The sequence below is a fragment of the Acidimicrobiia bacterium genome, from assembly GCA_036396535.1.
In the GTDB taxonomy this organism is placed as follows: Bacteria; Actinomycetota; Acidimicrobiia; order Spongiisociales; family UBA5794; genus DASWKR01.
The window spans coordinates 45,230-71,624 of record DASWKR010000060.1; the positions used below are offsets into that span (position 1 = coordinate 45,230).

Consider the following 26,395-nt stretch of genomic DNA (forward strand, 5'->3'; position numbering starts at 1 on the left):
GTGGAGCTGCCGAGGCACGACGAGAGGCCGGTCGAGCATGAGCTTTTCCGTGGTCGCCCTGCTCGTGCTGCTACCCGCCCTGGGAGCCGTCGTCGTAGCTCTCATCCCGAGGCGCCGCCAAGAGCTCGTGCTGCCCGTCACCGCCGCCATCACCCTCCTGCCGCTCGCCGTGGCGCTCTACGCCCTGTGGGAGTTCCAAACCGGTACCCCCGACTTCCAGTTCACGGAGCGCGTGGCGTGGTTCCCCGAATGGGGCATCGGCTGGAACGTTGGCATCGACGGGATCTCGCTCTTCCTCCTCGTCCTCACCGCCCTCCTGTTCCCGATCTCGATCCTGGCGTCGGCGTCCGTGGAGAAGGACGTGAAGCTCTACATGATCTCGATGCTCGTCCTCGAGACCGGGCTCCTCGGCGTGTTCGTCGCCCTCGACCTGCTGCTCTTCTTCGTCTTCTTCGAGGTGACCCTGGTTCCGATGTACCTGCTCATCGGGATCTGGGGCAGCGCCAACCGGGTCTACGCCGCCGTCAAATTCGTCCTCTACACCGCCCTCGGCTCGGCCCTCATGCTCACGGCCATCATCTGGCTGGCGGTGACCGCTTCTCCCGGGTCGATCTCGTTCGCCTTCCAGGACCTCCTCGAGGCCGAGCTGTCCCGCACCGCCCAGCTCTGGCTGTTCCTCGGGTTCGCCGCCGCCTTCGCCGTCAAGGTGCCCTTGTTCCCTCTGCACACCTGGCTGCCGGACGCCCACACCGAGGCGCCGACCGCCGGCTCGGTCTTGCTGGCCGGCGTCCTCCTCAAGCTCGGAACGTACGGTTTCCTCCGGTTCAACCTGACGCTGTTCCCGGACGCCACGGTTCGCCTGGCGCCATGGCTGGCGACGCTGGCGGTTGTCGGGATCATCTACGGCGCCGTGGTCGCCACGGTGCAGCCTGATGTGAAGCGACTCGTCGCATACTCTTCCGTCAGCCACCTCGGGTTCATCGTGCTCGGACTGTTCGCCCTGACCACACAGGGTCTCCAGGGAGGCGTCATCCAGATGGTGAACCACGGCCTGACGACGGGCGGTTTGTTCCTGCTCATCGGGATGATCTACGACAGACGCCACACCAGGCAGATCTCCGACTACGGCGGGCTGGCGCAGGTGATGCCGGTATTCGCCGGCTTTTTCCTGTTCATGGCGTTCGCCTCGGCAGGGCTCCCCGGCCTCAACGGCTTCGTCGGCGAGTTCAAGGTGCTGCTCGGCAGCTACCTCACCTTCCCGGTGCTCGCCGTGGTCGCCGCCCTCGGTGTCGTGCTGGCTGCCGTCTACCTGTTGTGGGCCTACGAGCGCGTCTTCACGGGACCGATCACGAACCAGGCGAACGAGAAGCTCCTCGACCTCGGCCTCCGCGAGGTCGTCATCCTCGCTCCGCTCGCCGTCCTCATCGTGTTCCTCGGGATCTACCCCAAGCCGGCGCTCGACCGCATCCAGCCATCCGTCGACGCCGTCATCGAGCGAATCGACACGCAGCTCGGCACGGCGTGGGACCCGCCGCGATACGGCACGGGCGTTCCCGCCGCGGCAGGGGAGGAGTAGGCCGTGCAGCGCATCGACTTCATCTCGATCGCCCCACAGATCGTTCTCCTCGGTGGTGCCGTCCTCGTTCTGCTCGCCGAGGTGACGCTGACCCTCGGCCGCAGGGCATGGGCCGCGATCTCCGCGGCGGCCCTGGGGCTCTCGCTGCTGCTGTCTGTCGCCCAGTGGATGCGAGTCGACGAGCTGACCGACCTCGTCGCCGCCGGCGGGCTCGGCAACGATGCCTTCCTCAGCTACACAGGCGAGGCTCTCCGGCTCCCCATGATCGTCATGGACCACCTGTCCGCATTCGCCGGCATCGTCATCTTCGCCGTGGGCGGCGTCGCGTTGACAGCCGCCTGGAGGCTGGTGGCGACCCTCGACACCAAGGGCGCCGAATTCGTCGCCTTGGTGCTCCTGGCGGTTGCCGGCATGCACCTGATGGTGATCTCCGCCAACCTCATCCTGCTGTTCATCGGCCTCGAGGTGACGTCGATCAGCCTCTACGTCGTCGCCGGTTTCACCCGCGACGAACCGAACTCCGACGAGGCGGCGATGAAGTACTTCCTGCTCGGCTCGTTCGCATCGGCGATCTTCCTCTACGGCATCGCCCTGGTCTTCGCGGCGACCGGGTCGATCTCGATCTACGGCGAGGGTGCGATCACCGAGTTCATCCGTGGCCGGGTGCTCACGCTCGGGGCGAGCGGCGGCGTGTTGTGGGTCGGCATCGCCCTCATGATCATCGGGCTGGCGTTCAAGGTGACGGCCGCCCCGTTCCACCAGTGGGCGCCGGACGTGTACCAGGGCGCTCCCGGCGGCGCAGTCGGCCTGATGGCTGCCGGGGTCAAGGTGGCCGCCTTCATCTCGCTCGCCCGGTTGCTGGTGGCCGCCTTCGAACTCGCCTACAGGCTGTGGGTGCCGCCCCTCGCCGCCGTGGCGGCATTGTCGGTCGTCGTCGGTACGGCGCTCGCCATCGCCCAGACCGATCTGCGCCGCATGCTCGCCTACTCGGGGGTCGCCCACGCCGGGTTCATGCTGTCGGCGCTCGTGGCCGTCGAGGACGGAGTGCCTGCGCTGCTGTTCTACGTCTCGACGTACGCCTTCATGCTGCTCGGCGCCTTCACGGTGACTGCGATCGTGAGCGGGCCCCGCAACGGGGCGTCGCCTCTCGAGGCGTACCGCGGACTGGCGGCGCGGGCGCCGGGACTCGCGCTGACGCTCGCGGTGTTCATGCTGTCGCTCGGTGGCATCCCGCTGCTCGCCGGGTTCGTAGGGAAGGTCACGGTGTTCGCGGCGGCGATCGGCGCCGGCTACCTGTGGCTGGCGCTCGTCGGGCTCGTCGCCTCCGTCGCCGGCCTGTTCTTCTACCTGCGGGTGATCGTGCTGATGTATTTCCAGCAGCCCGCCGACGCACCAGGCACAGCGGCGGCCCCTCCCGAAGTGGGAGTCGGCGGACGGCTGGTGCTGGTCGCTTGCCTGGCCGTCACCATCTCGTTCGGCGTCGCTCCCTGGCCGCTGCTCGACTGGGTGAGCGGCGCTCTTCCGTTCTGAGCCGGCCAGGACCGCCTCGAGCTGTGAATCGACGCCGAGCGGCACATCGGCCACGTCCTCCTACCCTGCCATGATGAGACGCCGCCTTCTGATGGCCGCCGCGATCGGCGCATTCGTCATCCCGATACCCATTGTCGTCGACGTGATCGCCACGGACATCCTCCTCATAAACGAGGGCGATCACCGCGACGAGGACGTCTACGTGATCGCCGAGTCCGGCCGAGTGGACGGCACGATCGACGGTGACCTGATCATCGTGACGGGCGGGCTCTCGATCGGGGGAACGGTGACTGGGGATGTCATCGTCGCCACACACGGCGAGGTGACGATCTCCGGCCTCGTCGCCGGTTCCGTGAGAGGGTTCGCCAGGAGCGTCGCCATCTCCGGCACGGTGGGCGACGACGTCGCCGTCGTCGCTGCATCGGTGGACTTCTCCGGGACGGCGGGGCGCGACGTCCTGGTCCTCGCCGGGTCGCTGGCCGACACCGGGTCCGTCGGCCGCGACCTCAGGGGTCGCTTCGTCTCGGGCAACCTCGACGGCGCCGTCGGGCGTGACGTCGACGTCACCGTCGCCCGCATCACCGTCGGCCCGGACGCAGTGATCGGCGGCGATCTCCTGTATCGGGCCGACTCGGAGGCGCGCATCGACGATGGCTCGAATGTCGCAGGGCAGACGGCGCGCCTCTCGGCACGAGGAACGTTCTTCGTACGGGTGTTCCTCACCGCGGCGACCGTCATCGGGACACTTGCCTTCGTCCTCGGCGGGCTCATCCTGCTGTGGCTCTTTCGCTCGGTCGCCCCGCGCGCCGTCGGAGCAGTGCTGACCTCCCCGTGGAAGGCTCTGGGGGTCGGGCTGGCCGCGGTCGTGCTCGTCCCGATGTTCGCCGTGTTCGCGGCGGCGTCGCTCGTCGGCATCCCGATCGCCGTCGCCCTCCTCCTGTTGGTCGGACTGTCGCTCCTGTTCGGGCCGGTCCCCGCCGTGGCCGCCGCCGGGGTCAAGCTCGTGCGCGGCCGCTATGGCCTGTTCGCGGCCTTCGTGGTCGGTGCGGTGGTGTGGCGGCTCGGGATCTGGTTGCTCCCGATCGTCGGAATCCTGCTCTACTTCGGCGGGCTGATCTTGGGCGTCGGGGGCTGGCTCGTCGGGGCCTGGACGCAACGCCGGACGGCGCCCGTCGCCGGGTTGCCCGCCGCCGGCGTGGTGGCAGCCGAGTAGCGTGCCCGCCGATGCGCGGCTCGATCCTCGGCAACAACGTCAAGCGGGTCGAAGACCCCAGGTTCATCAGGGGCGAGGGGCGATACCTGGATGATCTCGACGTCGAAGGGGTCCTCCACCTCCACGCCGTGCGGTCCGTCTTCCCGCATGGAGTGATTCGCGCCGTCGATGTGGCCGGTGCGCGGTCGTCCCCTGGGGTCGTCGCGGTGTACACCGGCGAGGACTTCGCCCACGTCAAGTCGACGCCGACATCCGGGAAGGTCGATCGGGCCGCCTCGCGTCCCGTCGTCGCCCGCGGCCGGGTCCGTCACGTCGGGGACATCGTCGCTGTCGTGGTCGCCGAAAGTCCGCAGGCCGCTGCCGACGCCGCAGACCTGGTGTGGGCCGACATCGAGCCCCTCCCAGCCGTGTCGTCGATCGGAGGCGCCACCGCGGAAGGGGCCCCGGTCATATGGCCCGAGATCGGGTCGAACGTAGTGCACACGGACGCCGGGACGGGGTCGAGTGACCCTTTCGGCGAGGCGGACGTCGTCGTGGCGGGCGACTTCCGCAACCAGCGGGTGGCGCCGATACCGCTCGAGGGGAACTCGGCCCTCGCCATCCCACGAGACGACGGCCGTCTCGAGGTCTGGGTGGGCACCCAGAACGTCTTCAGTCACCGCCACACCATCGCTCGGGCGCTCGACGTGGAGCGAGCCAAGGTCCGGGGACGCGTCCCGGACATGGGTGGAGGCTTCGGCGCCAAGTTCTACTCATACCCGGAGCAGATCCTCACCGCCGTCATCGCGACGGAGCTGGGCAAGCCCGTCAAGTGGATCGAACGCCGTGGCGAGAACCTCGTCGGAATGGTGCACGGCAGGGCGATGACCCAGCACGTCGAGATCGGTGCCAAGCGAGACGGCACGATCGTGGGACTGCGGGTGGCAGTCGACCAGGAAGTCGGGGCGTATCCCTCGTTCGGGGCGGTCCTCCCGACATTCACGCGGCTGATGGCGAGCGGTCCGTACCGGATCCCCAAGGTCGACTTCTCGTACCGGGCCGTAGCCACGAACACCACCACGGTCCACGCCTACCGCGGCGCCGGGCGACCTGAAGCGACGGCATTCCTCGAACGCATCCTCGACATGCTCGCCCGCCACCTCGACGTCGACCCGGTCGAGTTGCGGCGCCGCAACTTCTTCGCCCCCGAGGACTTCCCCCTCGAGACCGTGACCGGTGCCCGCTACGACTCCGGCGACTACGAGAAGGCCATGAACGCGGCGCTCCGGATCGCGGGGTACGACGAGCTGAGAGCCGAACAGGCAAGGCGACGCTCCAGCGGAGCACGCCGCCAGCTCGGCATCGGTCTGTCGAGCTATGTCGAGGTCACCGCTCCCGACGGGTCGCACGAATGGGGCGCGGCCGACGTGCACGAGGATGGCACGGTCACGGTGAGGGTCGGCACCTCCGCCCACGGCCAGGGCCACGAGACTGCCTTCGCCCAGATCGCCGGCGGGATCTTCAACGTTCCATACACCGATGTCAGAGTGGTGTTCGGCGACACTGATGTCATCCCTCTCGGAGAAGGCACCGGCGGCTCGCGATCTCTCCAGCTCGGGGGCAGTGCCGTCCAGAAGGTCTCGGTCGAGGTCGTCGACAAGGCGAGGGAGATCGTGGCGTTCCTCGAGGAAGCCGCCGTGGGCGACGTCGTCGTCTTCGAGAACGGCACCGTCGGGGTGGCGGGAGTCCCGGACACCGCCATCGGGTGGGGCGACCTTGCGGCGATCGCCTCCGACCGGGGAAGACTCCCCGAGGGCATGGAGCCCGGCCTCGGCGCCGAGGGCGTCTTCGACCAGGGCGGCTCGACGTATCCGTTCGGAACCCACATCTCAGTCGTGGAGGTGGACATCGAGACCGGGGACGTCGAGCTGAGCCGGCACGTCGCCGTCGACGACGCCGGCAACATCCTCAACCGGTGGCTCCTCGACGGTCAGGTGCATGGCGGCATCGCCCAGGGCGTCGGCCAGGCCCTCTTCGAGGAGATGCGCTACGACGAGGACGCCAACCCGCTGACCGCCAACCTCGTCTCGTACATCTTGCCGATGGCGCCCAACCTCCCGAGCTTCGAGGTCGCCCACACCGAGACGCCGACGCCGATGAACCCGCTCGGCGTGAAGGGGATCGGCGAAGCGGCGACCATCGGTTCGACCGTGGCGGTCCAGAATGCGGTCGTCGACGCCCTCAGCCACCTGGGCGTCAGACACATCGACATGCCGCTCACCCCCGCCAGAGTGTGGGCTGCGATCAGCGCCGCAGGCTGACGCAGGTCACATCGGGTCGATCTCCGAAGCCTCCGAGACGGTCTCGAACGACTCGGCCGCTGCCGTGATCGTTGCTACCCGCGTCGTATCCACCAGGATCATCACGAGGTACGTGCCGTCGGTATACCGCTCGAGCTCGACCGGCCCGGACGTGGGGTCGAGTGAGGCCGCCATCGACACGATCTCGTCGAGCTCGCCGAGGTTGGCCAGGCGGATCCCGATCGGCCTCCTGCTCAGGTGGTCCCGACTGCGCAGGCGTTTCTCGGCATAGCCGAGCCCGTACAGGATGAGCAGGCCGAGCACTGTCGCCGTGACTGCGCCGAGCACCAGGCCGACGCCCGTCGTCATCCCGATGGCGGCGACTGCCCACAGGCCGGCCGCGGTGGTGAGCCCGCGCACGTTCGCCCCTTCGCGGAAGATTGCTCCGGCACCGAGGAACCCGATGCCCGAGACGACTTGGGCGGCGATCCGCGTGGTGTCCTCACCGCCGAACGCATACGCCGAGAGCATCGTGAACAGGGAGGCTCCGAGGCCGACGAGCATGTGGGTGCGCAACCCGGCCGCCTTGTGATGCGCCTCGCGCTCGAAGCCGATCAAGCCGGAGAGCAAGGCGGCGGTAGCCAGGCGCACCGTCCACTCGAAGACGTTGAGCTCGTCGGGCACCGGCTCAGTCTCGCATGGGCGCCGAAGCGGTGCTCAGGACCCGGGGCGCGTGAACACCGTGGCGATCCGGTCCTCGTATGCGGTTTGCCAGCCGGGGTCTCCTCGGAGCACCTGGCCCAGGGTCGAGCCCCGCTCGACCAGCACGTAGTCGACGGCGGCGGCGTCCAGCTTCCCCTGCCAGCCGTCCGCGGCGTAGTAGATGGCGGCAAAGTCGAGGAGGCCTTGGTCGCGGTACACATCTGCCCTGCCGTCGATGAAGACGGGATACCCCCGCCAGATGAGGTATCCGCCCCAGCCGTAGGCGTTGAAGACCCGGCCGGAGCCGCTGCGGTCGTCGAGCCAGTCGACCGCCGCGACGGGGAGGGATGCATCGACGGCTTCGTCGTTCGAGGCGATCGTCGTTGCGGCGACGGCGATCCCGAGGGCGGCGATCGCCGTCGCCGCCAATGCCGTCTGCCGGTCGAGCCGGCCTCGAGGTCGCTCGCGCTCCACGAAGCCGAGCGCCGCCGACCAGTGGCGGGCCAGGATCGGGCCGGCGACGACGGCGAAGATCGGCACGTTGCGCGCCGAGAGAGCGGCACCTACGGCAGTGCCTGCGAACATGAGCAGCTCGGTGGCCGACGGCCTCGCAGGTGACCGGAGCATGCCGCCTATTCCGAAGAGCACGAGCAGCACCAGCAGCCAGAAGACCGGCTGATCCGGGCTCGGCGGGTGCCACTCGGTGATGAAGCGTCGCTGCACCGTGCTGCCGAGCGTTTCGAACGGGTACACGAGCATGCGGGCCCCGTTCGGGTTGACGAGTGCGGCGCCGAGGCACGAGGCGATGCTTGCACCGAGGCGGGCGACGTCACGAGCGGGCAGGGTGCGCGGATCGTGGTGTGTCGTTCTCAGCTCGATCAGCTCGCCGGCGAGGTACGCCCCGAGCGCCGCGACACCGAGGAGATAGCCGCTGTGGAGGTTCACCCAGAGCAGCGTGAGAGCCGGGAAGGCAAACCACACCCAACCCCCGATCGAGCCGTCCTTGCGGCGCTCGAGGAGCAACAGGAAGACCGCCAGCAGGAGCAGGTTGACCAGCTGGACACGCACCCCCCAGACCGCGGCGGTGCCGCCCGCGGCGACCAAGGTCGCCAGCGAAGCGATGTTCGGCTTGCCGGGGGACATCCGGTACACGATGGCGAACGTGGCGGTCACGATGACGGCGAACAGGATCATCAGCGCGACGAGACCGCCGGCGCGGTACGTCAGCCACATGACCACCTGTGACAGCCACTCGTGAGCCACCCACTCGTTCGCCGACGCCGTGTACGAGAAGACGTCCTGGCGAGGAATGCCCGAGCTCACGATCAGCTCACCGGTGCGCAGGTGCCACCACATGTCGGGGTCGACGGTGTGTTGCACGGCCAGCGACGCCACGCCGGTGAACAGCACGATTGGGAAGATCCGACGGAGGTTCACGAGCGCGAGAAGCGTAGGGGGCGATGCCGCCAGCATCTCGATCTGCTCGGCCCGGTCGGATCCCGGTGGGGGGCCCGGCGCCCAGTCTGTGCTCTTGCTCGGCATCCCCCCGGGATCGGCCTGAAGGTCGTGCGGGTTGAGCGAGCCGTCAGCCGGCCGGGAACAGCACGACCTCGTCGATGCCGATCTCGACGCGGTCCCCGACTTCGATGAGTGGCGTGCCCGCAAGGCGCGAGGTGAGCCGGCGCCCGTCCTCGAGCTCGAGGGTCACGAGCCGATCGTGCCCGTAGAACTCTTGATCGACGATGGTGGCTCTGCCTTCCATCGATGGCACCGGATGGATCCACTCCGGCCTGACCATCACGAGGACCGGCCCGCGCAGCTTGCTGGCGTGGGGGAACCGGCCGATCGGGGTCGTCACGATGCCCGTCTCCGCCGTGCCTTCGATGAGAGTGCTCTCGCCTATGAAGCCGGCGACCCACGGGTTGGCGGGAGACTTGTACACGTCCCGGGGCGCCCCGATCTGGAGAACCCGGCCATGGCGCATCACGGCGACCGTGTCGGCCATCGCAAGCGCCTCCTCCTGGTCATGGGTCACGAACACGACGGTGCTGCCGGTCTCCTTGAGGATGAGGCGGACGTCGCGGCGCATGCGATCCCGCAAGGAGGCGTCGAGGTTCGAGAACGGCTCGTCGAGCAGGATCACGCTCGGGCTGGGTGCGAGCGCTCTGGCGAGTGCGACCCGCTGCTGCTCTCCTCCCGACAGCTGGTGGGGCATCCTGTCTCCCATGGCCTCCAGCCCGACCAGTTCGAGTATCTCAGCCACTCGGGTGGCCGCCCCCTTTCCGATGCCGAATGCGACGTTGGCGCGCACCGTCATGTGCGGGAAGAGCGCATAGTCCTGGAACACCATGCCTACCCGACGACGGTCCGGGGGGAGGTTGACGCCGGGACCGACGACCGTGTCGTCCCCGATGTGCACGCTGCCGTACTCGGGATCCTCGAACCCGGCGATGATCCTCAAGGCAGTGGTCTTGCCGCACCCGGAGGGCCCGAGGAGGCAGCAGATCTCACCGGCCGACACCTCCAGATCGAAGCGGTCGAGGGCGACGGTGTCCCCGAACCGTCTCGTGAGCTGGTGGCAGTGGATCGTGCTCGCCGTCATGACCGGACCACCGGCTCCCCGGCGCGGCGCATGACGAGATACATCGGTAGCGCCGACACCGCCACCAGGAGCAGCGCCGGCGCCGCGGCGCGGGCGTAGAACAGCTCGTTGGCGCTCGACCAGATGCGGACCGCCAGCGTGTCGAACCCGGTCGGGCGGAGGAGCAGGGTCGCCGGAAGCTCCTTCATGGTCGTGAGGAAGACGAGGGCGCCTCCCGTCGCCACCCCGCGCCACACGAGCGGGACGGTGACCAGGCGCATGACCTGGCCGGCAGTCCTCCCGAGGCCCCGGGCTGCCTCCTCGAGGTGTGGGTTCGACTGGAGGAGGGCGGCGCCGGTCGCTCCGACGGCCTGCGCCAGGAAGAGCACGGCGTAGACGACCACCAACACCGCGAAGCTCTGGTAGAGCGGGCCGAGGTAGGACGCTGCGAAGAAGACGATGGCGAGCGCAACCGTGATGTGGGGAAGTGAGAAGATCACATACACACCTCGCTCGAGCCAACGCGACGCCCGGCGTCGGTGGCGGATCGTGAGGACCGCCACCGGTATCGCCGCTGCCATGGCGATCAGTGCTGCGACGCCTGACCCGGCCACCGACCCTGTGAGGGCGCCCCATCGCATGGCGAGTTCGTCCCCACGGGCCACGCCGCGGACGAGCCATGCGGTCAGGGTGAGGATCGGCAGGCCGAGCCCTGCCGTGACGAGGCCGGCGAGGAACGTGAGGCTCGCCGCCTTCGCCCTCCTCGAGGTCGGGATCGATGGGGCGATGCCTCGCGGACCGCGCGGGAAGTATGTCGCTCTGCCACGGGTTCGCTGCTCCACCCACAGGACGATGAGCACGACTGCGATGAGGAGGATGGCGAGCACCGCGGCAGGGGTTCGGTCGAGCCTGCCCTGGTACTGGGCATAGATCACCCTCGTGAAGACGTCGAATCGCATCAGCGACACCGCCCCGAAGTCGGACAGCGTGTAGAGCGCCGCCAGTAGAGCGCCCGCCGCGATCGCCGGCCGCAGCTGCGGGACCGTGATCGAGAAGAAGGTGCGCACCCGCGAGGCACCGAGGCCGCGCGCCGCTTCATCGAGAGCAGGGTCGAAGCGCAGCAGCGCCGACCTCGTGATGAGGAACACGTACGGGTAGGTCGACAGGGTCAGGGCCAGCCAGGCTCCCGGGAACCCGGCGACGGAAGGAAGCTGTCGACCGAGGGCGTCGCTGAGGAGCCCTCGGGGTCCGAAGGAGGCGAGATACGTGAGGGCGATCACGTAGGAGGGAACAACGAGCGGTAGCCCGACGAGCACAGCCCATGCCCGCCTCGCCGGGAGATCGACTCGGACGGTGAGCCAGGCCGCCGCGACCCCGATCACGACGGCGGAGCCGGTGACCGCCAGCGTGAAGAGGACGGAACGCCCAACGAGACCGGCCGTCCTCGCGCTGAAGAGGACGCTCCACGCCGAGTCGGTGGCGCCGGCGACCCGGACGACGAGAGAGACGAGGGGAACGACGGCGGGCAACACGCTGATCAGCGCGAACGCCCAGAGGATCCGCCCCGCTCGACGGCCGGGAGGGGCCTCGCTCTCCGGACGGCTCCGGGCCGCGTCGGCGACGGGCGCCACCGTCACAGCAGCCCCGCCTGGGCCACGAGGTCGGTTGCTCGGTCGAGCACGTCGGCGAGACTCGACAGGTCGATGTCGGGGGTGGCGATCGAGTCGATCGGTGGCAGCCCCGGGTACGGTTCGACGCCCTCGACCAGCGGGTATTCGAACGTCTCGTCTGCGAAGAACGCCTGTGCTTCTTCGGAGAGGAGGAACTCGATGAACTGCGTCGAGGCGTCCTCGCCGCCCCCCACGAGGATTCCGGCTCCGGCAGGCATCACGAGTGATCCGGCCGTCGTCCCGTCCATGAAGTGGTTGACGGCGTTCACGTCGCCTCCCTCGTCGATCAGCCGGAGCAGGTAGTAGTGGTTGACGAGGCCGGCGTCCACTTCGCCTGCGTCGACCGCGGCGACGATCGGGAGGTTGCCCTCGTACGTCGGCGATCCGTTGGCTTCCATTGCCTCCAGCCAGGCAAGTGTGGCCTCCTCTCCGTCGAGGATGATCTTCGCCGCCACGAACGAGAGAAACGATCCGTTCGTCGGAGCCAGGGCGACGCGGCCCGCCCATTCGTCGCTCGTCAGCTCGTCCTCGCTGGCGGGGAGCTGATCGGCGTCGATTCTTGTCTCGTCGTAGACGAAAACGCGTGATCGACCGGAGACACCGATCCATCGATTGTCGCGGTCGCGGAAGCGAGGGGGCACCGGCGCCACCACGTCTACGGGAAGCTCCCTGAACAGGCCCGCTCCGGCCACCGTGCCCAGGGAACCGGGATCTTGGGCGAAGAACACGTCTGCCGGGGAGTCCTCGCCTTCCTCGAGGATCGTGGCTGCCAGCGAGGCGCTCTCGCCGTAGCGGACCTCGACGTCCAGGCCGGACTCGGCCTCGAACTGCTCGATCAGGGGAGCGACCAGCTCCTCCGAGCGTCCGGAGTAGACGGTGAGCGTGTTGTCCGAACCCGAGCATGCCGTGAGGCTCACGGCGACCAGCAATGCGCCCGCCACCACGATGATGGTGCGTCTGACGTTGTCCACGAGGTCCCTTTCTGCCTGCTTGGAGATTGACACTACCGCCATAGTGTAAATCACCTGACACCCGGCGTCAGGTCTACCTTACGATTTCGAACGAGTACTCTCACCTGGTGGACACCACCTACAGCGTCAAGTTCCGCGAGTACGCCGAAGCGGTCTGGGAGCTCGAGGAGCTCGACATCGAGCCGATCCAGGCCCGCATCGCAGACTGGCTGGGCGTGTCGCGCGCCAGTGTCTCCGAGATGATCAAGAAGATGGAGGCGGAGGGTGTCGTCGTCGTCGGTGAGGGGGTGCGGCTCACGCCCGAGGGACGGCACCTTGCCGAGGTCGTGGTCAGGCGCCACCGCCTCGCTGAGCGCTTCCTCTCCGAGGTCCTCGAGCTCCCGTGGGCGAAGGTCCACGCCGAGGCGGAAGTATGGGAGACGGCGATCAGCGACGACGTCGAGAAGGCGATGTGGGCCGTCATGGACGACCCCAAGACGTGCCCCCACGGCAACCCGATCCCCGGCGCCGGTTATCGGCCCCCTCCGATGAAACCGATCGCCCAGATGGTGGTCGGCGAGGTTCTCCCGCTCGAGCGTATCTCCGAGGAGCTCGAGCTCGACGTCGACATGATGGCCTATCTCGACGAGTCAGGGCTCCGGCCGGGCGCTTCGGTCGAGCTGCGCGGGCGCGATCCTCACGGGGCGCTGACGGTGAGCGTCAACGGGAGCGCGGCGGGCGTGGGCCCTTTCGCTGCTGAGCGCCTGTTCGTCGCCCTCGCCTCCTGAGCCGGCCATCGGCGTGGGGCGCCCGGATGCGGCAGGCCGGATGCGGCAAGCACGGCTCAGCCAGGCAACGTGACCGCCACCGTCGGATCGTCGACGGACGTGACGTCCAGAGTCAGCCGCATGGAAGCCGTGCCCTCTACGTCTGCATCGTCGAGGCCGAGGCTCTCGGCGAGCGTCGATGCGTCGGCTTCCATCGCCAGCACGAGCCGAACGATCGCACCGGTGTCGAGCTGGCGCCACACCTGCAGTGCGGTGTACTCGACGCCTGACAGCTCAGGCACGACGCCGATGAGGAGGGAGTCGGCGATGGCCGCTGCGAGGTCGTAGCGTGCGGCCGTGACGCCATTCACCTCGACGACCTCGAGGGCGGTGACCTCGTCGAGTCGGCCGACTTCGAGCTCGACCCAGAAATCCGTGGCCGCCGGGCAGATGCTCAAGACCGCCGCCACGTCCGCCTCGGCGTAGCGGCTGGGTAGCAGCGAGCCCTCGCCGAGCCACACGTCGTCGGCGTCGCCTGCGATCCGTTCCGTCCGACTCTCCCCGTCGACGACGTATTCGGTGGTGCACTCGAAGCGCTCGCCCTGGCGCGCCCCGCTCGCAGCGATGTGCGCCGTCGTCTCCGCCACCTCGATGTCGATGACGAGCTCCGACCGGTACGACTCGAGCTCGACGGGGGGCGCTCCCCGGCCGAGAACCCCCTCGGGCACCGCGGTCCCCGCAGCGGGTGTCGTCGCCAGCGACGTCGCCCCGGTGTCGGCGGTCGTGCTCTCCGTGCAACCTGCTGCGCAGAGCACGAGCACGCACACGGCGAGTCTCATCCCCGCCCCAGCAGCGGGATCACCCGTTCGGCGTCGGCAAGGGCGCCGTGGTTGCCGACCATGCGATCGTCGCTGAAGCGGTGGAGCAGCAGGACGTCGTCGTCGGCGAGGAGGATCCCATCCGGCTTGCGGGCGTCGAACGCCGGGTGGGCAGGGCCCGGGCCCCACCACGACTCGGCCGCGGAGATCGGGATCCAAGTGGCGGGCAGCGTCTCCGCCAGGGAGGCACCCTCGCCTTTGACGAGCATCGCTCTGCCGTCTCCGAAGAACTCCCGCCCCTCGTGGTCCGCCTTGGCGATCCTGACCTGGCTCTTGGGAGGGAAGTCGATGTGCCCGTGGTCGGCGACGCCCACGAGCGAGATGTCTGCGGGAAGGCGAATGCTCAACCGTTGCCACACCGTCGCCGCGATCCCGACCGCTTCGGCGTACTCGTCACTCTCCTGGCCGTGGACGTGTGCCGCGAAGTCGACGTGCGGAACGTAGGCGAAGACGAGCCTGCCGGGAGCCGCCAGCGCGATCGTCGCGTCCACGAGGTCGGCGGTGGTCCACGCCACTTCGAACCGGCATCCCCGGTAGAGGGCGCGGCTCAGCGAGCTCGCTACGAAGTTGGCAGGCTGCACGGTCACCGCCTCGACGCCTGCCGCCTCGAGCCGTTCCCACAGGTTGGGCCCCGGAAGGAACCCGGCGGCGTCGATCGCAGGGATTGGATCGCCCCACAGTGTCGTCCAGCGAATCGTGTTGATGACGACACCGGGGTCGGGTAGCCACAGCTGGTAGCCGATCAGCCCGTGCTGCCTCGGCACCGCTCCAGTCGCAACGGTCGCCAGGCTCACGGTCGTCGTGGCCGGGAACCCGGAGTCGATGGCGGCAGCCTCGGAGTCGGCGAGGGGTGCCGCGGAAGGATGCATGAGCTGATGGTGCCCCAGACCGTCGAAGAGGACGAGCACGTAGCCTGCCCCCGTGTTCACGTCGGCGGCGAGGTGCTCGTGCAGAGGTGCCGAGGCCGATCGTCCCGTGAGCCTGTGCTCGACCTCTGCGATCACGTTGACGAGCGCACCGCCGGAGTAGTCCGGCAAGGTCAGGGTCGGCATGGCGTCAGCTACTGCTCGTCCGGGCGCAGTGCCCGCAAGATGCAGAACTCGTTGCTGTCGGTGTCGTCGCCCGCCATGCGACCCGCATGTCGAGGGCGACACCCCACGACCGTCCGATCGACGGCCGAGGGGAGGCATCGAAGGACAGATACCGAGCGCGGACGGACATGCCGGTCATTCTGCCAGACGGTTTGCCCGCAGCGTCCGGGTCGTGGCCCGATCGGGCCTGCGCCGCTACTCGATGATGGCGTAGGTGAGCTGGCCCGGCTTGCCGGGCCCGTTCTCGACGATCTCGTCGGGGAGTGCCGCGAAGGGGATCTGGATCGATGTGGACGCTTCGACCTTGACCGAGCCTCCGCCACCTCCGAACGGGGTGAGTGGCTCGCCCGGGTCGTGGATGTACTTACAACCGGTGCTGGTGCACTTCCAGAACGTCGTCTGGATGAACACCGGGCGAAACTCCTGGATGTTGAGGTTCGAGGTTCCTGTGCCCAGGGTGAGATCCCAGAACAGCGGAACCCATCCGAACCGGGCGGCGTCGTCGATCGTGCCGCTGAAGATGACTCCATCGCTCGGCTGCCACACGTTCTGGAGGCAGTCGACCATCGCATCGTGGTCGGAGATGGACCCGCAGATCGCTTTGCCGTTGGCTGTGAGGTAATCCCAGAGCGGCGTGTCGTCGATCGCGTTGCCGGCGATCGTGATGGTGTTGGTGCTGTTCGTGAGCCGGCCGGCGACTCCCGACACCCCGTCTACGAAGCCGTCGTGCAGCGCCGATGCCATGTTTCCCGTCTCAGTCGTGAGCGTGTACGGCTGGGCGTTGAAGTTGCCGTCGAGGCAGGCGTCCCTGTCCAACTTGAAGACCGAGGTTGCGCTCGGTGCCACTCCGATCGGGTGGTCGGCGCCCTGGGCGATGTTGCGAGCCAGCCTCGTGTTCGAGCTCCCGGTGCAGGTCTGTGTCGTGTGGAGGATGAGGTTCCCGAACTCCGTGATGTCGAGGAAGGCGAAGTTCCCGATGGTTGGGCCGTCACACGGAGGGATGCCGTTCGGGTTCGATCCCGTCTTGAGGCAGATCTCGCCGTCCCCGCCGGCGAGGCCTGGCATCCCGAACGGCATCGCTCCGCCTCCCGGGTCCAGGAATATCTCGATCTCGGCCGCCGCCGAGGTGGCGATCTCATCGATGCCGAGCACCCCTCCGAACGCCGTGGTGACCGCTACCTCCGGGAGGTTGACGCGCAGCCGCTGCAGCGTCGCGGTGAACGAGATGCACGGGGAAGCGGGGCTGATGACGGTGAAGATGGTTGGCCGATCGAGGTCCTGGCACGCCGCCCATGCCGTTGCCCATTCGGTGTCGCTGACCGCTAACGACAGGCTCGCCTTCGAGATGCGGATGACCTCGCCCGACGCATCCGCGATCGCTTGCGCCTTCGTACGCTCGGCGGTGAAGATGGCCCCGGCTACCCCGGCCGTGTCGACCGTCGATTGGTCCTGGCGCCTCTGCGACCAGGCGTTGGCGAGATCGACGGCGAGCCCGGCAAACCCGACGATCACCACCATTGTCACCGCGACCAGGACGATCGACGTGCCACGCTCGTCGCGGCGCAGCTGCCGTCGCACAGTCCTCAGGTGCACGTGAACGCTCCCCCAGCCCCGCCGTTCCACCAGTCGGCTTCGCCCTCGTACGGCTGTTCCAGGCGGAACTCGATGACGGAGTGGAGATCGATGCCGCCGAACACGCCGTCCAGGAGCCCCGTGAGCGTGGTGAGGCCGGCCTCGACCTCCACCTGGGCGAGCCCTCCCAGGGTGCCGTCCGCGGACTTCGGCGTGAGGGTGACCTTGGGTGTTGCGTGCGCGTAGACGAGGTCCATGCGGGCGCACGCTTCCTGAGCGACCGCCGTCACATCCCCGTAGTTCGTTGCGGCGAGCCGGGCCGCCTCACGCGTTCCGTGGCGCACATCGTTTTGCTGGGCGAATGCCCAAGAGGCCTCGATGATCCCGAAGAGCAGGATGATCAACAGTGGCAGGACGACCGCGAACTCGACGAGCGCGGCTCCACGCTGGTTCTTCATTGCGTCCCTGGTTGGCGGGCCGACCCAACGACGTCGGCAGTGTGTTCATCGGCTTGCGTGCCGCATCCCTTGAGGCCCTCGATCAGGCATGAGGTGTCTCCAGGAGAGCGGCCGTGGAGCGGCGTGGGTCGCGAAGGGCCGGGTGGCCGCCACTCGGCGGGTAAAGGCGACGCTCGCACGAGGGGTCCCGCGGCGAGTTCGGCGCCCATTTCGGGGGCTCTCGTTCGGCCTGATGACGCAGACTTTGGAGGCCAAATCGCCCCTCCTATACTCGCCGCCGAGGGCCGCACGCGTGCGGTCTGGCGCCGACCGAGGGGTATGGAAGGGTCTTGGAGAGCTACTTCGGCGACTACGTGACCGTTGCGGTGTTCGTCACCGTCGGTGCGCTCCTCGTCGGCGGGGGCCTCTTCGTCTCCTCGCTGCTGCGCCCCGACAAGCCGTCGAAGGGCAAGTCGGAGACGTATGAGTGCGGCATCGATCCCGTCGGCGGAGGGTGGTCGCAGACCCACATCCGCTACTACATCTTCGCCCTTCTCTTCCTGATCTTCGACGTCGAGGCGGTGTTCATCTTCCCGTGGGCCATCAAGGTCGAAGGATTCTCGCTCGGCGGAGCATTCATCCTCGTCGAGATGGTCATCTTCATCGGGGTCCTCGTGCTCGGCCTCGTCTATGCGATACGCAAAGGGGTGCTGCGGTGGGAGTGATCGAGAAGTTCGGGGCCCCGAAGCCCGTCTCGTGGCTCCTCAACTGGTCGCGGAAGTATTCGCTGTGGTTCTTCCAGTTCGGCCTGGCATGCTGTGCGATCGAGTTGATGGCTGCCTCGAGCCCTCGCTACGACTTCATGCGATTCGGGATCATCCCGCTCCCCGCATCACCTCGCCAGGCAGACCTGATGGTCGTCGCGGGAACCGTCACCGACAAGATGGCGCCGGCCATCAAACGCCTCTACGACCAGATGCCGGACCCGAAGTACGTCATCTCGATGGGCTCATGCTCCAACTGTGGCGGTCCGTACTGGGACTCCTACTCGGTGACCAAGGGGGTCGACCAGGTCATCCCAGTCGACGTCTACGTCCCGGGTTGCCCGCCGCGCCCCGAGGCGCTGATGGAGGGCATCGTCCTCTTGCAGCAGCAGATCTCGAAAGAAGACGTACGCGAGAAGTGGAACGAGCGTGACCGACAGCCCGTCTGAGGCGAACCCCGAGACTGCGGCAGCCGGCAACGAGATCCCCGAGGACGGCGCCGGCGCGCTCGCCGTGTTCGCAGCCGAGCTGGCGTCGGTGGTCGGCGCCGCCGAGTGGTCTGCCGAGTTCGCGACGGTGCACGTCTCGGTGGACAGAGAGCGATGGCGTGAGGCCATCACGGCCGCTCGGGACGCCGGGCTCCCTTTCTTCTCGTGGCTCTCCGCCATCGATTGGTCGCGCCAGGTGAGTGTGGGCGAGTCGGTCGAGAAGCCGGACGAGATGCACGAGCGCTACCAGGTGCTCGCCAGGCTGTCGTCGGTGACGTCGGGAGACGGCGCGCTGTTCGTGGCCGACGTCCCGAAGGACGACCCGTGGATCGACTCGCTCGTCCCCGTCTTCGGCGGGGCGGCGTGGCACGAGCGCGAGGCCGCCGAGATGTTCGGCATCGACTTTCGCGACCACCCCAATCTCGTCAACCTCTACCTCCCCGACCAGTTCGAGGGCTACCCGCTCCGGAAGTCCTTCCCCCTCTTGAGCCGAGAGGTGAAGCCGTGGCCGGGGACCGTCGACGTCGAGGGCATGCCGGGGGCGGTGCCGTCCGACGATGACGCAGAGGACGTTGGAGAAGAAGGGTGACCCAGCTCGACCCTCGCGTTGCGATGCACTACTCCGAGGTGGCCGTGTCCGTCGAGCTCGAGACCCCGGACATGACGCTCAACATCGGCCCGCAGCACCCGTCGACGCACGGGGTGCTGCGTCTCGTCGCCCGGGTCGACGGTGAGCGCGTCGACCACGTCGATCCGGTCATCGGGTACATGCACCGGGGCTACGAGAAGCTCACCGAGGTTCGCACGTACGCCCAGATCATCGCGCTCGTGAACCGGATCGACTGGGTGTCCGGCTTCGCCAATGAGATCCCGTTCGTGGTAGCCGCCGAGCGTCTCATGGGGGTCGAGGCTCCTCCGCGTGCCCAGTACATCAGGATGATCCTCACCGAGATGGCGAGGATCTCGTCGCACCTGGTGTTCCTGTCGTCCTACCCGCTCGAGCTCGGCGCGGCGACCCCGCTGATGTACGCGCTCCGTGAGCGGGAGCGGGTACTCGAGCTCATCGAGAGCGTCACGGGCGGCCGCTTCCACCCGAACTTCAACAGGATCGGAGGCGTCAAGCCGGCAGCCGGCGGGGGCTCGGACATGAAGAAGGTCATCCAGGACCTCCCGGCGGGCTTCCTCCAACAGACCCGCGACGCCATGGACAAGGTCGTCGCGGTGTGCGACGAGCTCGACGAGCTCGTGGTCGGCAACGAGCTGATCCAGGCGAGGACCATCGGAGTCGGCGTCATCCCGGTCGACAAGGCCCTCGAGTTCGGGCTGTCGGGTCCCAACCTGCGGGCCTCCGGCGTGGCATTCGACCTGCGCAAGGTGGAGCACATCCTCCCGTACGGCGACGTCGACTTCGACGTCGCCGTCTCGTTCAACGGTGACTGCTTCGACCGCTACATCCTGCGCGTCGAGGAGATCAGGCAGTCGGCGCGGATCATCCAGCAGGCGGTGGACAAGATCCCGTCCGGGCCGCTGCAAGCCAAGGTGCCTCGAATCATCAAGGTCCCGAAGGGCCAGGTTTACGTGCGCGCCGAGAACCCGAAGGGCGAGATGGGGTACTACATCGTCTCCGAGGGCGGGCGGATCCCGTACCGCGTCAAGATCCGGTCGGCCTCGTTCTCGAACCTGTCGATCCTGCCCTGGGTGCTCCAGGGGGCTCTCGTTCCCGATCTGGTCGCCATCATGGGAAGCCTGGACTTCGTCCTCGGAGACGTCGACAGATGATCGTCTCCGCTCTCCTCGACAACTTCTGGCTGCTGCTCGCCATCAAAGTCAGTCTGATCCTGACGGTCGTGCTGCCGGGGGCGCTCGTGATCATCTTCGGGGAGCTCAAGATCTCAGCCCACATGCAGAGCCGCATCGGGCCCTACTTCGCAGGCGGCCGCTTCGGCTGGGCGCAGCCACTCGCCGACGGGCTGAAGTTCCTCCAGAAGGAGGACCTCGTCCCTGCCGCGGCCGACGAGAAGGTCTACAAGCTCGCTCCATACGTCATCCTGATGGGGACCATCGCCACCTTCGTCGTGCTCCCGTTCGGGCCCGACCTCGTCGCCAGGAACCTCGACCTCGGCATCTTCTACCTGCTGGCGGTGTCCTCCTTCTCGACACTCGGCGTCCTGATGGCGGGCTGGTCGTCGGGGAACAAGTACTCGCTCATCGGGGGATTGCGCGCCGCTGCGCAGCTCATCGCCTACGAGCTGCCGCTCGTCCTCGCCGTCGTCGGAGTCGCCATCCAGGCGCAGACCCTGTCCCTCAGCGGGATCGTGGATGCGCAAGCGGCCTGGAGGTGGTTCGACACGGCCCCGGAGTGGGTCAACCTCGTCCCGCCGTACATGATCCTGCAGTTCGCCGGCCTCGCCATCTTCCTGACGGCCAGCCTCGCCGAGCTGTCGCGGATCCCGTTCGACATGCCGATCGCCGAGTCGGAGCTCACGATGGGCTACCTCACCGAGTACTCGGGGATCCGGTTCGCCATGTTCTTCCTGGGTGAGTATGCAGGCATGATCTCGCTCGCCGGAGTCACCGCAACGCTGTTCCTCGGCGGCTACTGGTTGCCGTGGCTCGACACCGACGCCCTCAACGTGGCCGGACCGATCGTCCTGCTCAGCAAGGTGATGCTGCTGGCGTTCGTGTTCATCTGGCTGCGCTGGACCTTCCCACGCCTGCGCGAGGACCAACTCCAGACGCTCGCATGGAAGTGGCTCATTCCTGCGGCATTGGCCAATATCGTCGTCACCGCCGTCCTGAAGGTCGTGATCTGATGACAACCACACCCACCCGCCCGAGGTCGGGCCTACCGCTCAAGGGCCTCGCCAAGGGACTCTGGGTCACGTTGCGCGAGCTGCTCAAGAAGCCGGTCACGGTGAATTACCCGCTCGTCAAGGAGACACCTGTTCCGAGGGCTCGCGGCGTGATCGCGCTCGACCCTGAGGCTTGCACCGTCTGCATGCTGTGCGCCAGGGAGTGCCCGGACTGGTGCATCTACATCGAAGGCCACAAGGAGGAGGTCCCTCCGGCGACCGAGGGCGGCAGGGTGAGGACCAGGGCGAAGCTCGATCGCTTCGACATCGACTATGCCCTCTGCATGTATTGCGGTATCTGCGTCGAGGTGTGCCCCTTCGATGCCCTCTTCTGGAGCCCGGACTACGAGTACAGCGAGCACAAGATCTCCGAGATGCTCCACGACAAGGAGCGCCTCACCGATTGGCTCGCCACGGTCCCCGAACCGCCACCGCTGGAGCCGTGAGGTGACGCTATCGGACTGGGCCGGCACTCCCGAGAACTGGGTGTTCCTCGTGATCGGGCTCGGCATGCTCTTTGCGGGGTTCAGGGTGGTCACGTCGCCGAACGTCGTCCACGCCGTGCTGTACCTGGTCGTCGCCCTCGGCGGCTCGGCCGCCTTGTTCCTGCTCTTGGGAGCGGAGTTCGTCGCCTGGACGGTCGTCCTCGTGTACATCGGGGCGGTTGTCGTGCTGTTCCTGTTCGGGATCATGATCACGAGGGCACCGGTTGGCAGGGAGGTGCAGCTCAGCCACCCCATCCGGGTGAGGGTGTCGGCTGCGATCGTGGCGTTCGCCCTGTTCGTCCTGCTGGCAGCCTCCGTCGTCGGCTACTTCGAGGACGCCGTCGTGGCGCCTTCAGCAGCCACGCGGACGGACGACATCGGGCAGGCGATGTTCGAGCGCTTCGTCATGCCGTTCGAGGTCGTGTCGATCGTGCTGCTGGCCGCCCTGATCGGGGGCATCGTGCTAGCAAGACGTGACCCGACCGAAGAGTCGGAGGCGCTGCGATGAGGGGGAGCCCGTGCTGATCTCCCAGTTCATCGTGCTCGGGGCGGGCCTGTTCAGCCTCGGCGTGTATGGCGTCCTCACCCGGCGCAACGCCGTCCTCATCCTCCTGTCCGTCGAGCTGATGCTCGCCGCCGTCAACATCAACATGGTCGCGTTCGATGCCGCCTGGGGCGACGTTCTCGCTGGCGGCCAGATATTCGCCTTGTTCATCATCGCGGTCGCGGCCGCCGAGGTCGGCATCGGCCTGGCGATCGTGCTGCTCATCTTCCGCAACCGCCAATCCGCCAACGTCGACGAGCTGGACCTGCTGAAGCTGTGAGCGTCTTCGCCGCACTCGGGCCGCTCGTGCTCGCCACCGCAGAGGAGGGGGCAGAGCACGCCGCCGACCTCACGACCAGCGGACCCTTGCTCTCTGCGGCCTGGCTCATCCCGGTGGTCCCGATGGTGCTGACGTTCGCCATCGTCTTCTGGGGCAAGAAGCTCCCCTATCGGGGCTGGGAGCTCGCAGTCGGCTCGATGGGCTTCGTGGCTCTCTACGGGATCGTCCTCTTCTTCATGAACATGTCACAGGGCATCACGTACGAAGGATCGGTGACGCTCGCCGAGATCGGGACGCAGGCGCTTGGAGACAACATCGGCAGCGCACTGGTCTTCGAGTGGGGATGGATGGTCGACGGCCTCTCGATCATGATGTACTTCGTCGTCGGCGTCGTCGGCACCCTCGTCTTCGTGTACGCCAAGGGCTACATGGAGGGAGACGCCCGCTACACGTGGTTCTTCGCCTCCTTCACCCTGTTCGGCGGGGGCATGCTCGTTCTCGTCTCCGCCCCCAACCTGATCCAGCTCATCGTCGGCTGGGAGCTCGTCGGGGTGGCGTCGTGGCTGCTCATCGGGCACTACTGGGAGGACCACGACGCCTCCTCGTCCGCCATCAAGGCCTTCCTGACGAACAAGATCGGAGACGCCGCCCTCTTCATCGGGGCGATCATCGTCGGGCTGTCGGTCGGCTCGTTCCGCTTCACCGACATCATGGACGTGATCGCGTCGGGCAGCGGGTCGCCGCTCAGCCGCTTCGCCTTCTGGGGCGGGGTCGCCATCTTCATCGGGGCGATGGGCAAGAGCGCCCAGTTCCCGCTGCACGTCTGGCTTCCCGACGCGATGGCGGGCCCCACGCCCGTCTCGGCGCTCATGCATGCCGCCACGATGGTGACCGCAGGCGTCTACCTCATCGCCAGGATGTTCCCGTTCTACGCGGTCGACGGCTTCGCCGACGAGGTGCGCTGGGTCATCATCGCCGTCGGCACCCTCACCCTGTTCCTGACCGGTCTCATCGCCCTCGTCCAGGACGACATCAAGAAGGTACTCGCCTACTCGACCCTCTCGCAGCTGGGTTACATGGTCACCGCCATGGGGGCCGGGGCTTACACGGCCGGTCTCTTCCACCTGTTCACTCACGCCTTCTTCAAGGCGCTGCTCTTCCTGGGTGCCGGGTCGGTGATCCACGCCGTCCACTCGAACAACATGTCCGACATGGGTGGGCTCCGTAGGTTCATGCCGAAGACATACTCGACCTTCGTCATCGGGGCCCTCGCCCTGGCGGGCATCGTCCCCCTCGCCGGGTTCTGGTCGAAGGACGAGATCCTGGCGTCGATCCGCTTCGCCGGATCGGCGGATGGCTACACCGTCGCGCAGGGAGGAGCGTGGCTCGCCGACTTCGTGCTCGTCGTCGCCATCGCGGGTGCGTTCGTCACCGCCTTCTACATGACGAGGGCGGTCTCGCTCACGTTCTTCGGTGAGTACAAGGGGGACGGCCACCCCCACGAGTCACCGAACGTGATGACCTACCCGCTCGTCGCATTGGCAGGCTTCTCGGTGGTGGCGGGGCTCATCAACATCCCAGGGGTCACCTCGCTCTTCACGGACGGCGTCGGGGCCAGGTTCTTCGCCGGCTTCCACGAGCTCGAGCACCACGCCGAGTCGCTCGATCTCGGCGTGGCGCTCATCGGGACGCTGGCGGCGGCCGCCGGGATCCTCATCGGCTACCGCATCTGGTTCGAGGACAAAGAGACCCAGCGAGCTCGCGACGCCTTCGGCGTCCCTCTCCTGTACCCACTTCTCCGTCGCAAGTACTACATCGACGACGCCTACTTCTACGGGGTCGTGAAGCCGCTCCGCGAGCCGGTGGCGCGCGGCGTCGACTGGTTCAACGGCCACGTCATCGACCTCGTCGTCAACGGTGCAGGCTTCCTGGCTCGCGCAGCAGGCAAGCTCGTGTACTTGTTCGACCAGCGAGCCCTCGACGGCGCCATCAACGCCTCGGCCGGGATCACCAGCTTTGGAGGGGGTCGGCTTCGCCTGCTGCAATCGGGCAGGGTGCAGCAGTACGCCACGCTGCTCTTCGCGGGCACGGTGCTGCTCGTGGCCGGTTTCGTGATCTACAACGGGTTAACCACGTGACGGGAGGAACGTTCTGATGTTCGACAACGGCTGGCTCTTGAGCCTCGTCGTCTTCCTGCCGGTCGTCGGCGCGGCGGCGGTGCTGCTGACGCCGAAGGCGAACGAAGAGGCGCAGAAGGCCTTGGCATTGGGGTTCGCCGGCGCCTCGTTCATCCTGTCAGTGGTGCTGGCCATCCAGTTCGACTTCGGTGCTGCCCACGAGTTCCAGGCCGGCACCAACCTGGAGTGGATCGATGCGATCAACAGCCGCTACCACATCGGCGTCGACGGCATCTCGCTCCCCCTCGTCGTCCTCTCGACGTTCATCACGGTGCTCTCCATCCTCTACAGCTGGAACCACTGGCCCGATCCGCACAACCCGAAGGCGTTCCTCACGCTGATCCTGGTGCTGGCGACCGGGATGACGGGGACCTTCGTCGCCCTCGACCTGATCCTCTTCTTCGTCTTCTTCGAGGTCGTGCTGCTGCCCATGTACTTCATGATCGGGATCTGGGGTGACCGCAACGAGGTGACGATCCCCGTCTTCAAGCGCACGACGGAGATGCGCCTCTACGCCTCGATCAAGTTCTTCCTCTTCACTCTGTTCGGGTCGGCGTTCATGCTGCTCGGTTTCCTCGGCCTCTACTTCCGGTCGGGAGACTCGGGCGCCGATAGGACGTTCGACATCCTCGAGCTGTCCATGCGGAGCGGGTTGTTCACCGGCACTTTCGCCTTCTGGGTATTTGCGGCGCTCTTCCTCGGCTTCGCCGTCAAGGTCCCGATGTTCCCGTTCCACACTTGGCTCCCGGATGCCCACACCGCCGCCCCGACCGTCGGCTCGGTGCTCTTGGCGGCAATCCTCCTGAAGCTCGGCACGTACGCATTCGTGCGCATCGCCCTGCCGGTCCTCCCCGACGAGGCCGAGAACTGGGCTCCCGCGATCGGGATCCTGGCCGTGATCGGGATCATCTACGCATCGCTCGCATGTCTCGCCCAGACGGACATGAAGCGGCTCATCGCCTTCTCATCGGTCGGCCACATGGGATTCGTGATGCTGGGAATCGCAACGCTCACCGACATCGGCATCAATGCCGCCATCATCGGCATGGTCGCCCACGGCGTGATCACCGGGCTGTTGTTCTTCCTGGCAGGCTCGATGTCGCACCGCTACCACACGAGGGAGATGGCGCGCCTCGGCGGCAATCAGAAGCTCATGCCGATCATGGGCGGCATCCTCGGGTTCACGGCCATGGCTTCCCTCGGGCTCCCGGGGCTCGCCGGTTTCTGGGGAGAGTTCATGTCCCTGCTGGCTGCGTTCAACCCGCTCGAGGGGCTCTCGGTCAACCTGTTCCGCACGCTCATGGTGCTCGGAGCGGTCGGGACGATCCTGGCGGCGGGATACCTGCTGTGGATGCTGCAGCGAGTCAACTTCGGGGAGCCGCCGGCCGAGTGGGAGGGCCGTGTGTTCCACGACGTCGACAGGTGGGAGATGGCGGCATGGGCGCCTCTCGTCGTGTCGATCATCGCGATCGGCGTGTTCCCGAGGATCGTCTTCGGCTCGACGAACGACGCCGTCGTTCAGCTCATCCAGAATGGGTGGAGGTTCATCGGAGGATGAT

At 67.4% G+C, this 26,395-nt stretch carries 23 protein-coding genes and 1 pseudogene; 15 read left to right on the forward strand and 9 right to left on the reverse strand.

What is annotated here, in order from left to right; translation table 11 throughout:
• The first annotated feature begins 37 nt into the window (after nt 1-37).
• The 4 genes from VGC47_10930 (at nt 38) to VGC47_10945 (ending at nt 6,619) form a co-directional block, all read left to right on the forward strand.
• Nucleotides 38-1,576: an NADH-quinone oxidoreductase subunit M gene (locus VGC47_10930; GenBank protein HEX9855820.1), complete on the forward strand. Its 1,539-nt coding sequence runs from the start codon at nt 38-40 to the stop codon at nt 1,574-1,576.
• Nucleotides 1,577-1,579: 3 nt separating this feature from the next.
• Complete coding sequence (locus VGC47_10935) at nt 1,580-3,106, forward strand: NADH-quinone oxidoreductase subunit N (GenBank protein HEX9855821.1); 1,527 nt, start codon at nt 1,580-1,582, stop codon at nt 3,104-3,106.
• A 73-nt stretch (nt 3,107-3,179) separates the two neighbouring features.
• Entirely contained in the window at nt 3,180-4,319 is a 1,140-nt protein-coding gene (locus VGC47_10940; protein HEX9855822.1) for a hypothetical protein, read from the forward strand.
• Nucleotides 4,320-4,330: 11 nt separating this feature from the next.
• Nucleotides 4,331-6,619 (forward strand): xanthine dehydrogenase family protein molybdopterin-binding subunit, encoded by a 2,289-nt coding sequence (locus VGC47_10945; GenBank protein HEX9855823.1) that lies wholly within the window; start codon nt 4,331-4,333, stop codon nt 6,617-6,619.
• Between the two features lie 6 nt (nt 6,620-6,625).
• Here VGC47_10945 and VGC47_10950 read toward each other — a convergent pair whose 3' ends face one another.
• The 5 genes from VGC47_10950 to VGC47_10970 all read right to left on the reverse strand — a co-directional run bounded on the left by VGC47_10950 (nt 6,626) and on the right by VGC47_10970 (nt 12,522).
• On the reverse strand, nt 6,626-7,282 hold the full coding sequence (locus VGC47_10950; GenBank protein ID HEX9855824.1) for an MgtC/SapB family protein: 657 nt from the start codon (nt 7,280-7,282) through the stop codon (nt 6,626-6,628).
• Between the two features lie 33 nt (nt 7,283-7,315).
• A complete protein-coding gene (locus VGC47_10955) occupies nt 7,316-8,737 on the reverse strand; it encodes a hypothetical protein (protein ID HEX9855825.1) in 1,422 nt (473 codons plus the stop codon).
• A gap of 148 nt (nt 8,738-8,885) precedes the next feature.
• Complete coding sequence (locus tag VGC47_10960) at nt 8,886-9,902, reverse strand: ABC transporter ATP-binding protein (GenBank protein HEX9855826.1); 1,017 nt, start codon at nt 9,900-9,902, stop codon at nt 8,886-8,888.
• A complete protein-coding gene (locus VGC47_10965; protein HEX9855827.1) occupies nt 9,899-11,518 on the reverse strand; it encodes an iron ABC transporter permease in 1,620 nt (539 codons plus the stop codon). Before VGC47_10965 ends, VGC47_10960 begins: the two co-directional genes overlap by 4 nt.
• Complete coding sequence (locus VGC47_10970) at nt 11,515-12,522, reverse strand: iron ABC transporter substrate-binding protein (protein HEX9855828.1); 1,008 nt, start codon at nt 12,520-12,522, stop codon at nt 11,515-11,517. Before VGC47_10970 ends, VGC47_10965 begins: the two co-directional genes overlap by 4 nt.
• Before the next feature lie 107 nt (nt 12,523-12,629).
• On the opposite strand from VGC47_10970, the gene VGC47_10975 reads away from it, so the two are divergent.
• Nucleotides 12,630-13,289: a metal-dependent transcriptional regulator gene (locus tag VGC47_10975; GenBank protein HEX9855829.1), complete on the forward strand. Its 660-nt coding sequence runs from the start codon at nt 12,630-12,632 to the stop codon at nt 13,287-13,289.
• 56 nt (nt 13,290-13,345) lie between these two features.
• Here the strand turns inward: VGC47_10975 and VGC47_10980 are convergent, their stop codons facing one another.
• From VGC47_10980 to VGC47_10995, 4 genes are all read right to left on the reverse strand, one after another.
• Nucleotides 13,346-14,107, reverse strand: a complete 762-nt coding sequence (locus VGC47_10980) for a hypothetical protein (protein HEX9855830.1) — start codon at nt 14,105-14,107, stop codon at nt 13,346-13,348.
• Entirely contained in the window at nt 14,104-15,198 is a 1,095-nt protein-coding gene (locus VGC47_10985) for an alkaline phosphatase family protein (protein ID HEX9855831.1), read from the reverse strand. The genes VGC47_10980 and VGC47_10985 overlap by 4 nt, the downstream gene beginning before the upstream one ends.
• 234 nt (nt 15,199-15,432) lie before the next feature.
• Nucleotides 15,433-16,830: a pilus assembly protein TadG-related protein gene (locus tag VGC47_10990; protein ID HEX9855832.1), complete on the reverse strand. Its 1,398-nt coding sequence runs from the start codon at nt 16,828-16,830 to the stop codon at nt 15,433-15,435.
• The gene (locus tag VGC47_10995) at nt 16,821-17,267 is read right to left on the reverse strand and encodes a TadE/TadG family type IV pilus assembly protein (protein HEX9855833.1); all 447 of its coding nucleotides are present in this window, start codon (nt 17,265-17,267) and stop codon (nt 16,821-16,823) included. The genes VGC47_10990 and VGC47_10995 overlap by 10 nt, the downstream gene beginning before the upstream one ends.
• A 329-nt stretch (nt 17,268-17,596) precedes the next feature.
• Between VGC47_10995 and ndhC the strand changes: the two genes are divergently transcribed.
• The 10 genes and pseudogenes from ndhC (at nt 17,597) to VGC47_11045 (ending at nt 26,394) form a co-directional block, all read left to right on the forward strand.
• Nucleotides 17,597-17,971: an NADH-quinone oxidoreductase subunit A gene (gene ndhC / locus VGC47_11000; GenBank protein ID HEX9855834.1), complete on the forward strand. Its 375-nt coding sequence runs from the start codon at nt 17,597-17,599 to the stop codon at nt 17,969-17,971.
• The gene (locus VGC47_11005) at nt 17,962-18,459 is read left to right on the forward strand and encodes an NADH-quinone oxidoreductase subunit B family protein (GenBank protein HEX9855835.1); all 498 of its coding nucleotides are present in this window, start codon (nt 17,962-17,964) and stop codon (nt 18,457-18,459) included. The genes ndhC and VGC47_11005 overlap by 10 nt, the downstream gene beginning before the upstream one ends.
• Complete coding sequence (locus VGC47_11010) at nt 18,440-19,087, forward strand: NADH-quinone oxidoreductase subunit C (protein HEX9855836.1); 648 nt, start codon at nt 18,440-18,442, stop codon at nt 19,085-19,087. The genes VGC47_11005 and VGC47_11010 overlap by 20 nt, the downstream gene beginning before the upstream one ends.
• Nucleotides 19,084-20,277: an NADH-quinone oxidoreductase subunit D 1 gene (locus VGC47_11015; protein HEX9855837.1), complete on the forward strand. Its 1,194-nt coding sequence runs from the start codon at nt 19,084-19,086 to the stop codon at nt 20,275-20,277. Before VGC47_11010 ends, VGC47_11015 begins: the two co-directional genes overlap by 4 nt.
• On the forward strand, nt 20,274-21,311 hold the full coding sequence (locus tag VGC47_11020) for a complex I subunit 1 family protein (protein ID HEX9855838.1): 1,038 nt from the start codon (nt 20,274-20,276) through the stop codon (nt 21,309-21,311). The genes VGC47_11015 and VGC47_11020 overlap by 4 nt, the downstream gene beginning before the upstream one ends.
• Nucleotides 21,311-21,793, forward strand: a pseudogene (locus tag VGC47_11025) (NADH-quinone oxidoreductase subunit I). The gene VGC47_11020 and the pseudogene VGC47_11025 overlap by 1 nt, the downstream one beginning before the upstream one ends.
• Before the next feature lie 4 nt (nt 21,794-21,797).
• On the forward strand, nt 21,798-22,343 hold the full coding sequence (locus VGC47_11030; GenBank protein HEX9855839.1) for an NADH-quinone oxidoreductase subunit J: 546 nt from the start codon (nt 21,798-21,800) through the stop codon (nt 22,341-22,343).
• Between the two features lie 10 nt (nt 22,344-22,353).
• On the forward strand, nt 22,354-22,659 hold the full coding sequence (nuoK, locus tag VGC47_11035) for an NADH-quinone oxidoreductase subunit NuoK (GenBank protein HEX9855840.1): 306 nt from the start codon (nt 22,354-22,356) through the stop codon (nt 22,657-22,659).
• The gene (gene nuoL, locus VGC47_11040; protein ID HEX9855841.1) at nt 22,656-24,797 is read left to right on the forward strand and encodes an NADH-quinone oxidoreductase subunit L; all 2,142 of its coding nucleotides are present in this window, start codon (nt 22,656-22,658) and stop codon (nt 24,795-24,797) included. Before nuoK ends, nuoL begins: the two co-directional genes overlap by 4 nt.
• Before the next feature lie 16 nt (nt 24,798-24,813).
• Nucleotides 24,814-26,394, forward strand: coding sequence for an NADH-quinone oxidoreductase subunit M (locus VGC47_11045; GenBank protein HEX9855842.1), 1,581 nt, complete (start codon nt 24,814-24,816; stop codon nt 26,392-26,394).
• Nucleotide 26,395: the final 1 nt, after the last annotated feature.

Excerpts from the sequence above, each read along its gene's own strand:
- VGC47_10930 (HEX9855820.1), top strand. The coding sequence starts at position 38 with ATGAGCTTTTCCGTGGTCGCCCTGCTCGTGCTGCTACCCGCCCTGGGA.
- VGC47_10940 (HEX9855822.1), top strand. The coding sequence starts at position 3,180 with ATGAGACGCCGCCTTCTGATGGCCGCCGCGATCGGCGCATTCGTCATC.
- VGC47_10945 (HEX9855823.1), top strand. The coding sequence starts at position 4,331 with ATGCGCGGCTCGATCCTCGGCAACAACGTCAAGCGGGTCGAAGACCCC.
- VGC47_10960 (HEX9855826.1), bottom strand. The coding sequence starts at position 9,902 with ATGACGGCGAGCACGATCCACTGCCACCAGCTCACGAGACGGTTCGGG.
- VGC47_10980 (HEX9855830.1), bottom strand. The coding sequence starts at position 14,107 with ATGAGACTCGCCGTGTGCGTGCTCGTGCTCTGCGCAGCAGGTTGCACG.
- VGC47_10985 (HEX9855831.1), bottom strand. The coding sequence starts at position 15,198 with ATGCCGACCCTGACCTTGCCGGACTACTCCGGCGGTGCGCTCGTCAAC.
- VGC47_10995 (HEX9855833.1), bottom strand. The coding sequence starts at position 17,267 with ATGAAGAACCAGCGTGGAGCCGCGCTCGTCGAGTTCGCGGTCGTCCTG.
- VGC47_11020 (HEX9855838.1), top strand. The coding sequence starts at position 20,274 with ATGATCGTCTCCGCTCTCCTCGACAACTTCTGGCTGCTGCTCGCCATC.
- VGC47_11045 (HEX9855842.1), top strand. The coding sequence starts at position 24,814 with ATGTTCGACAACGGCTGGCTCTTGAGCCTCGTCGTCTTCCTGCCGGTC.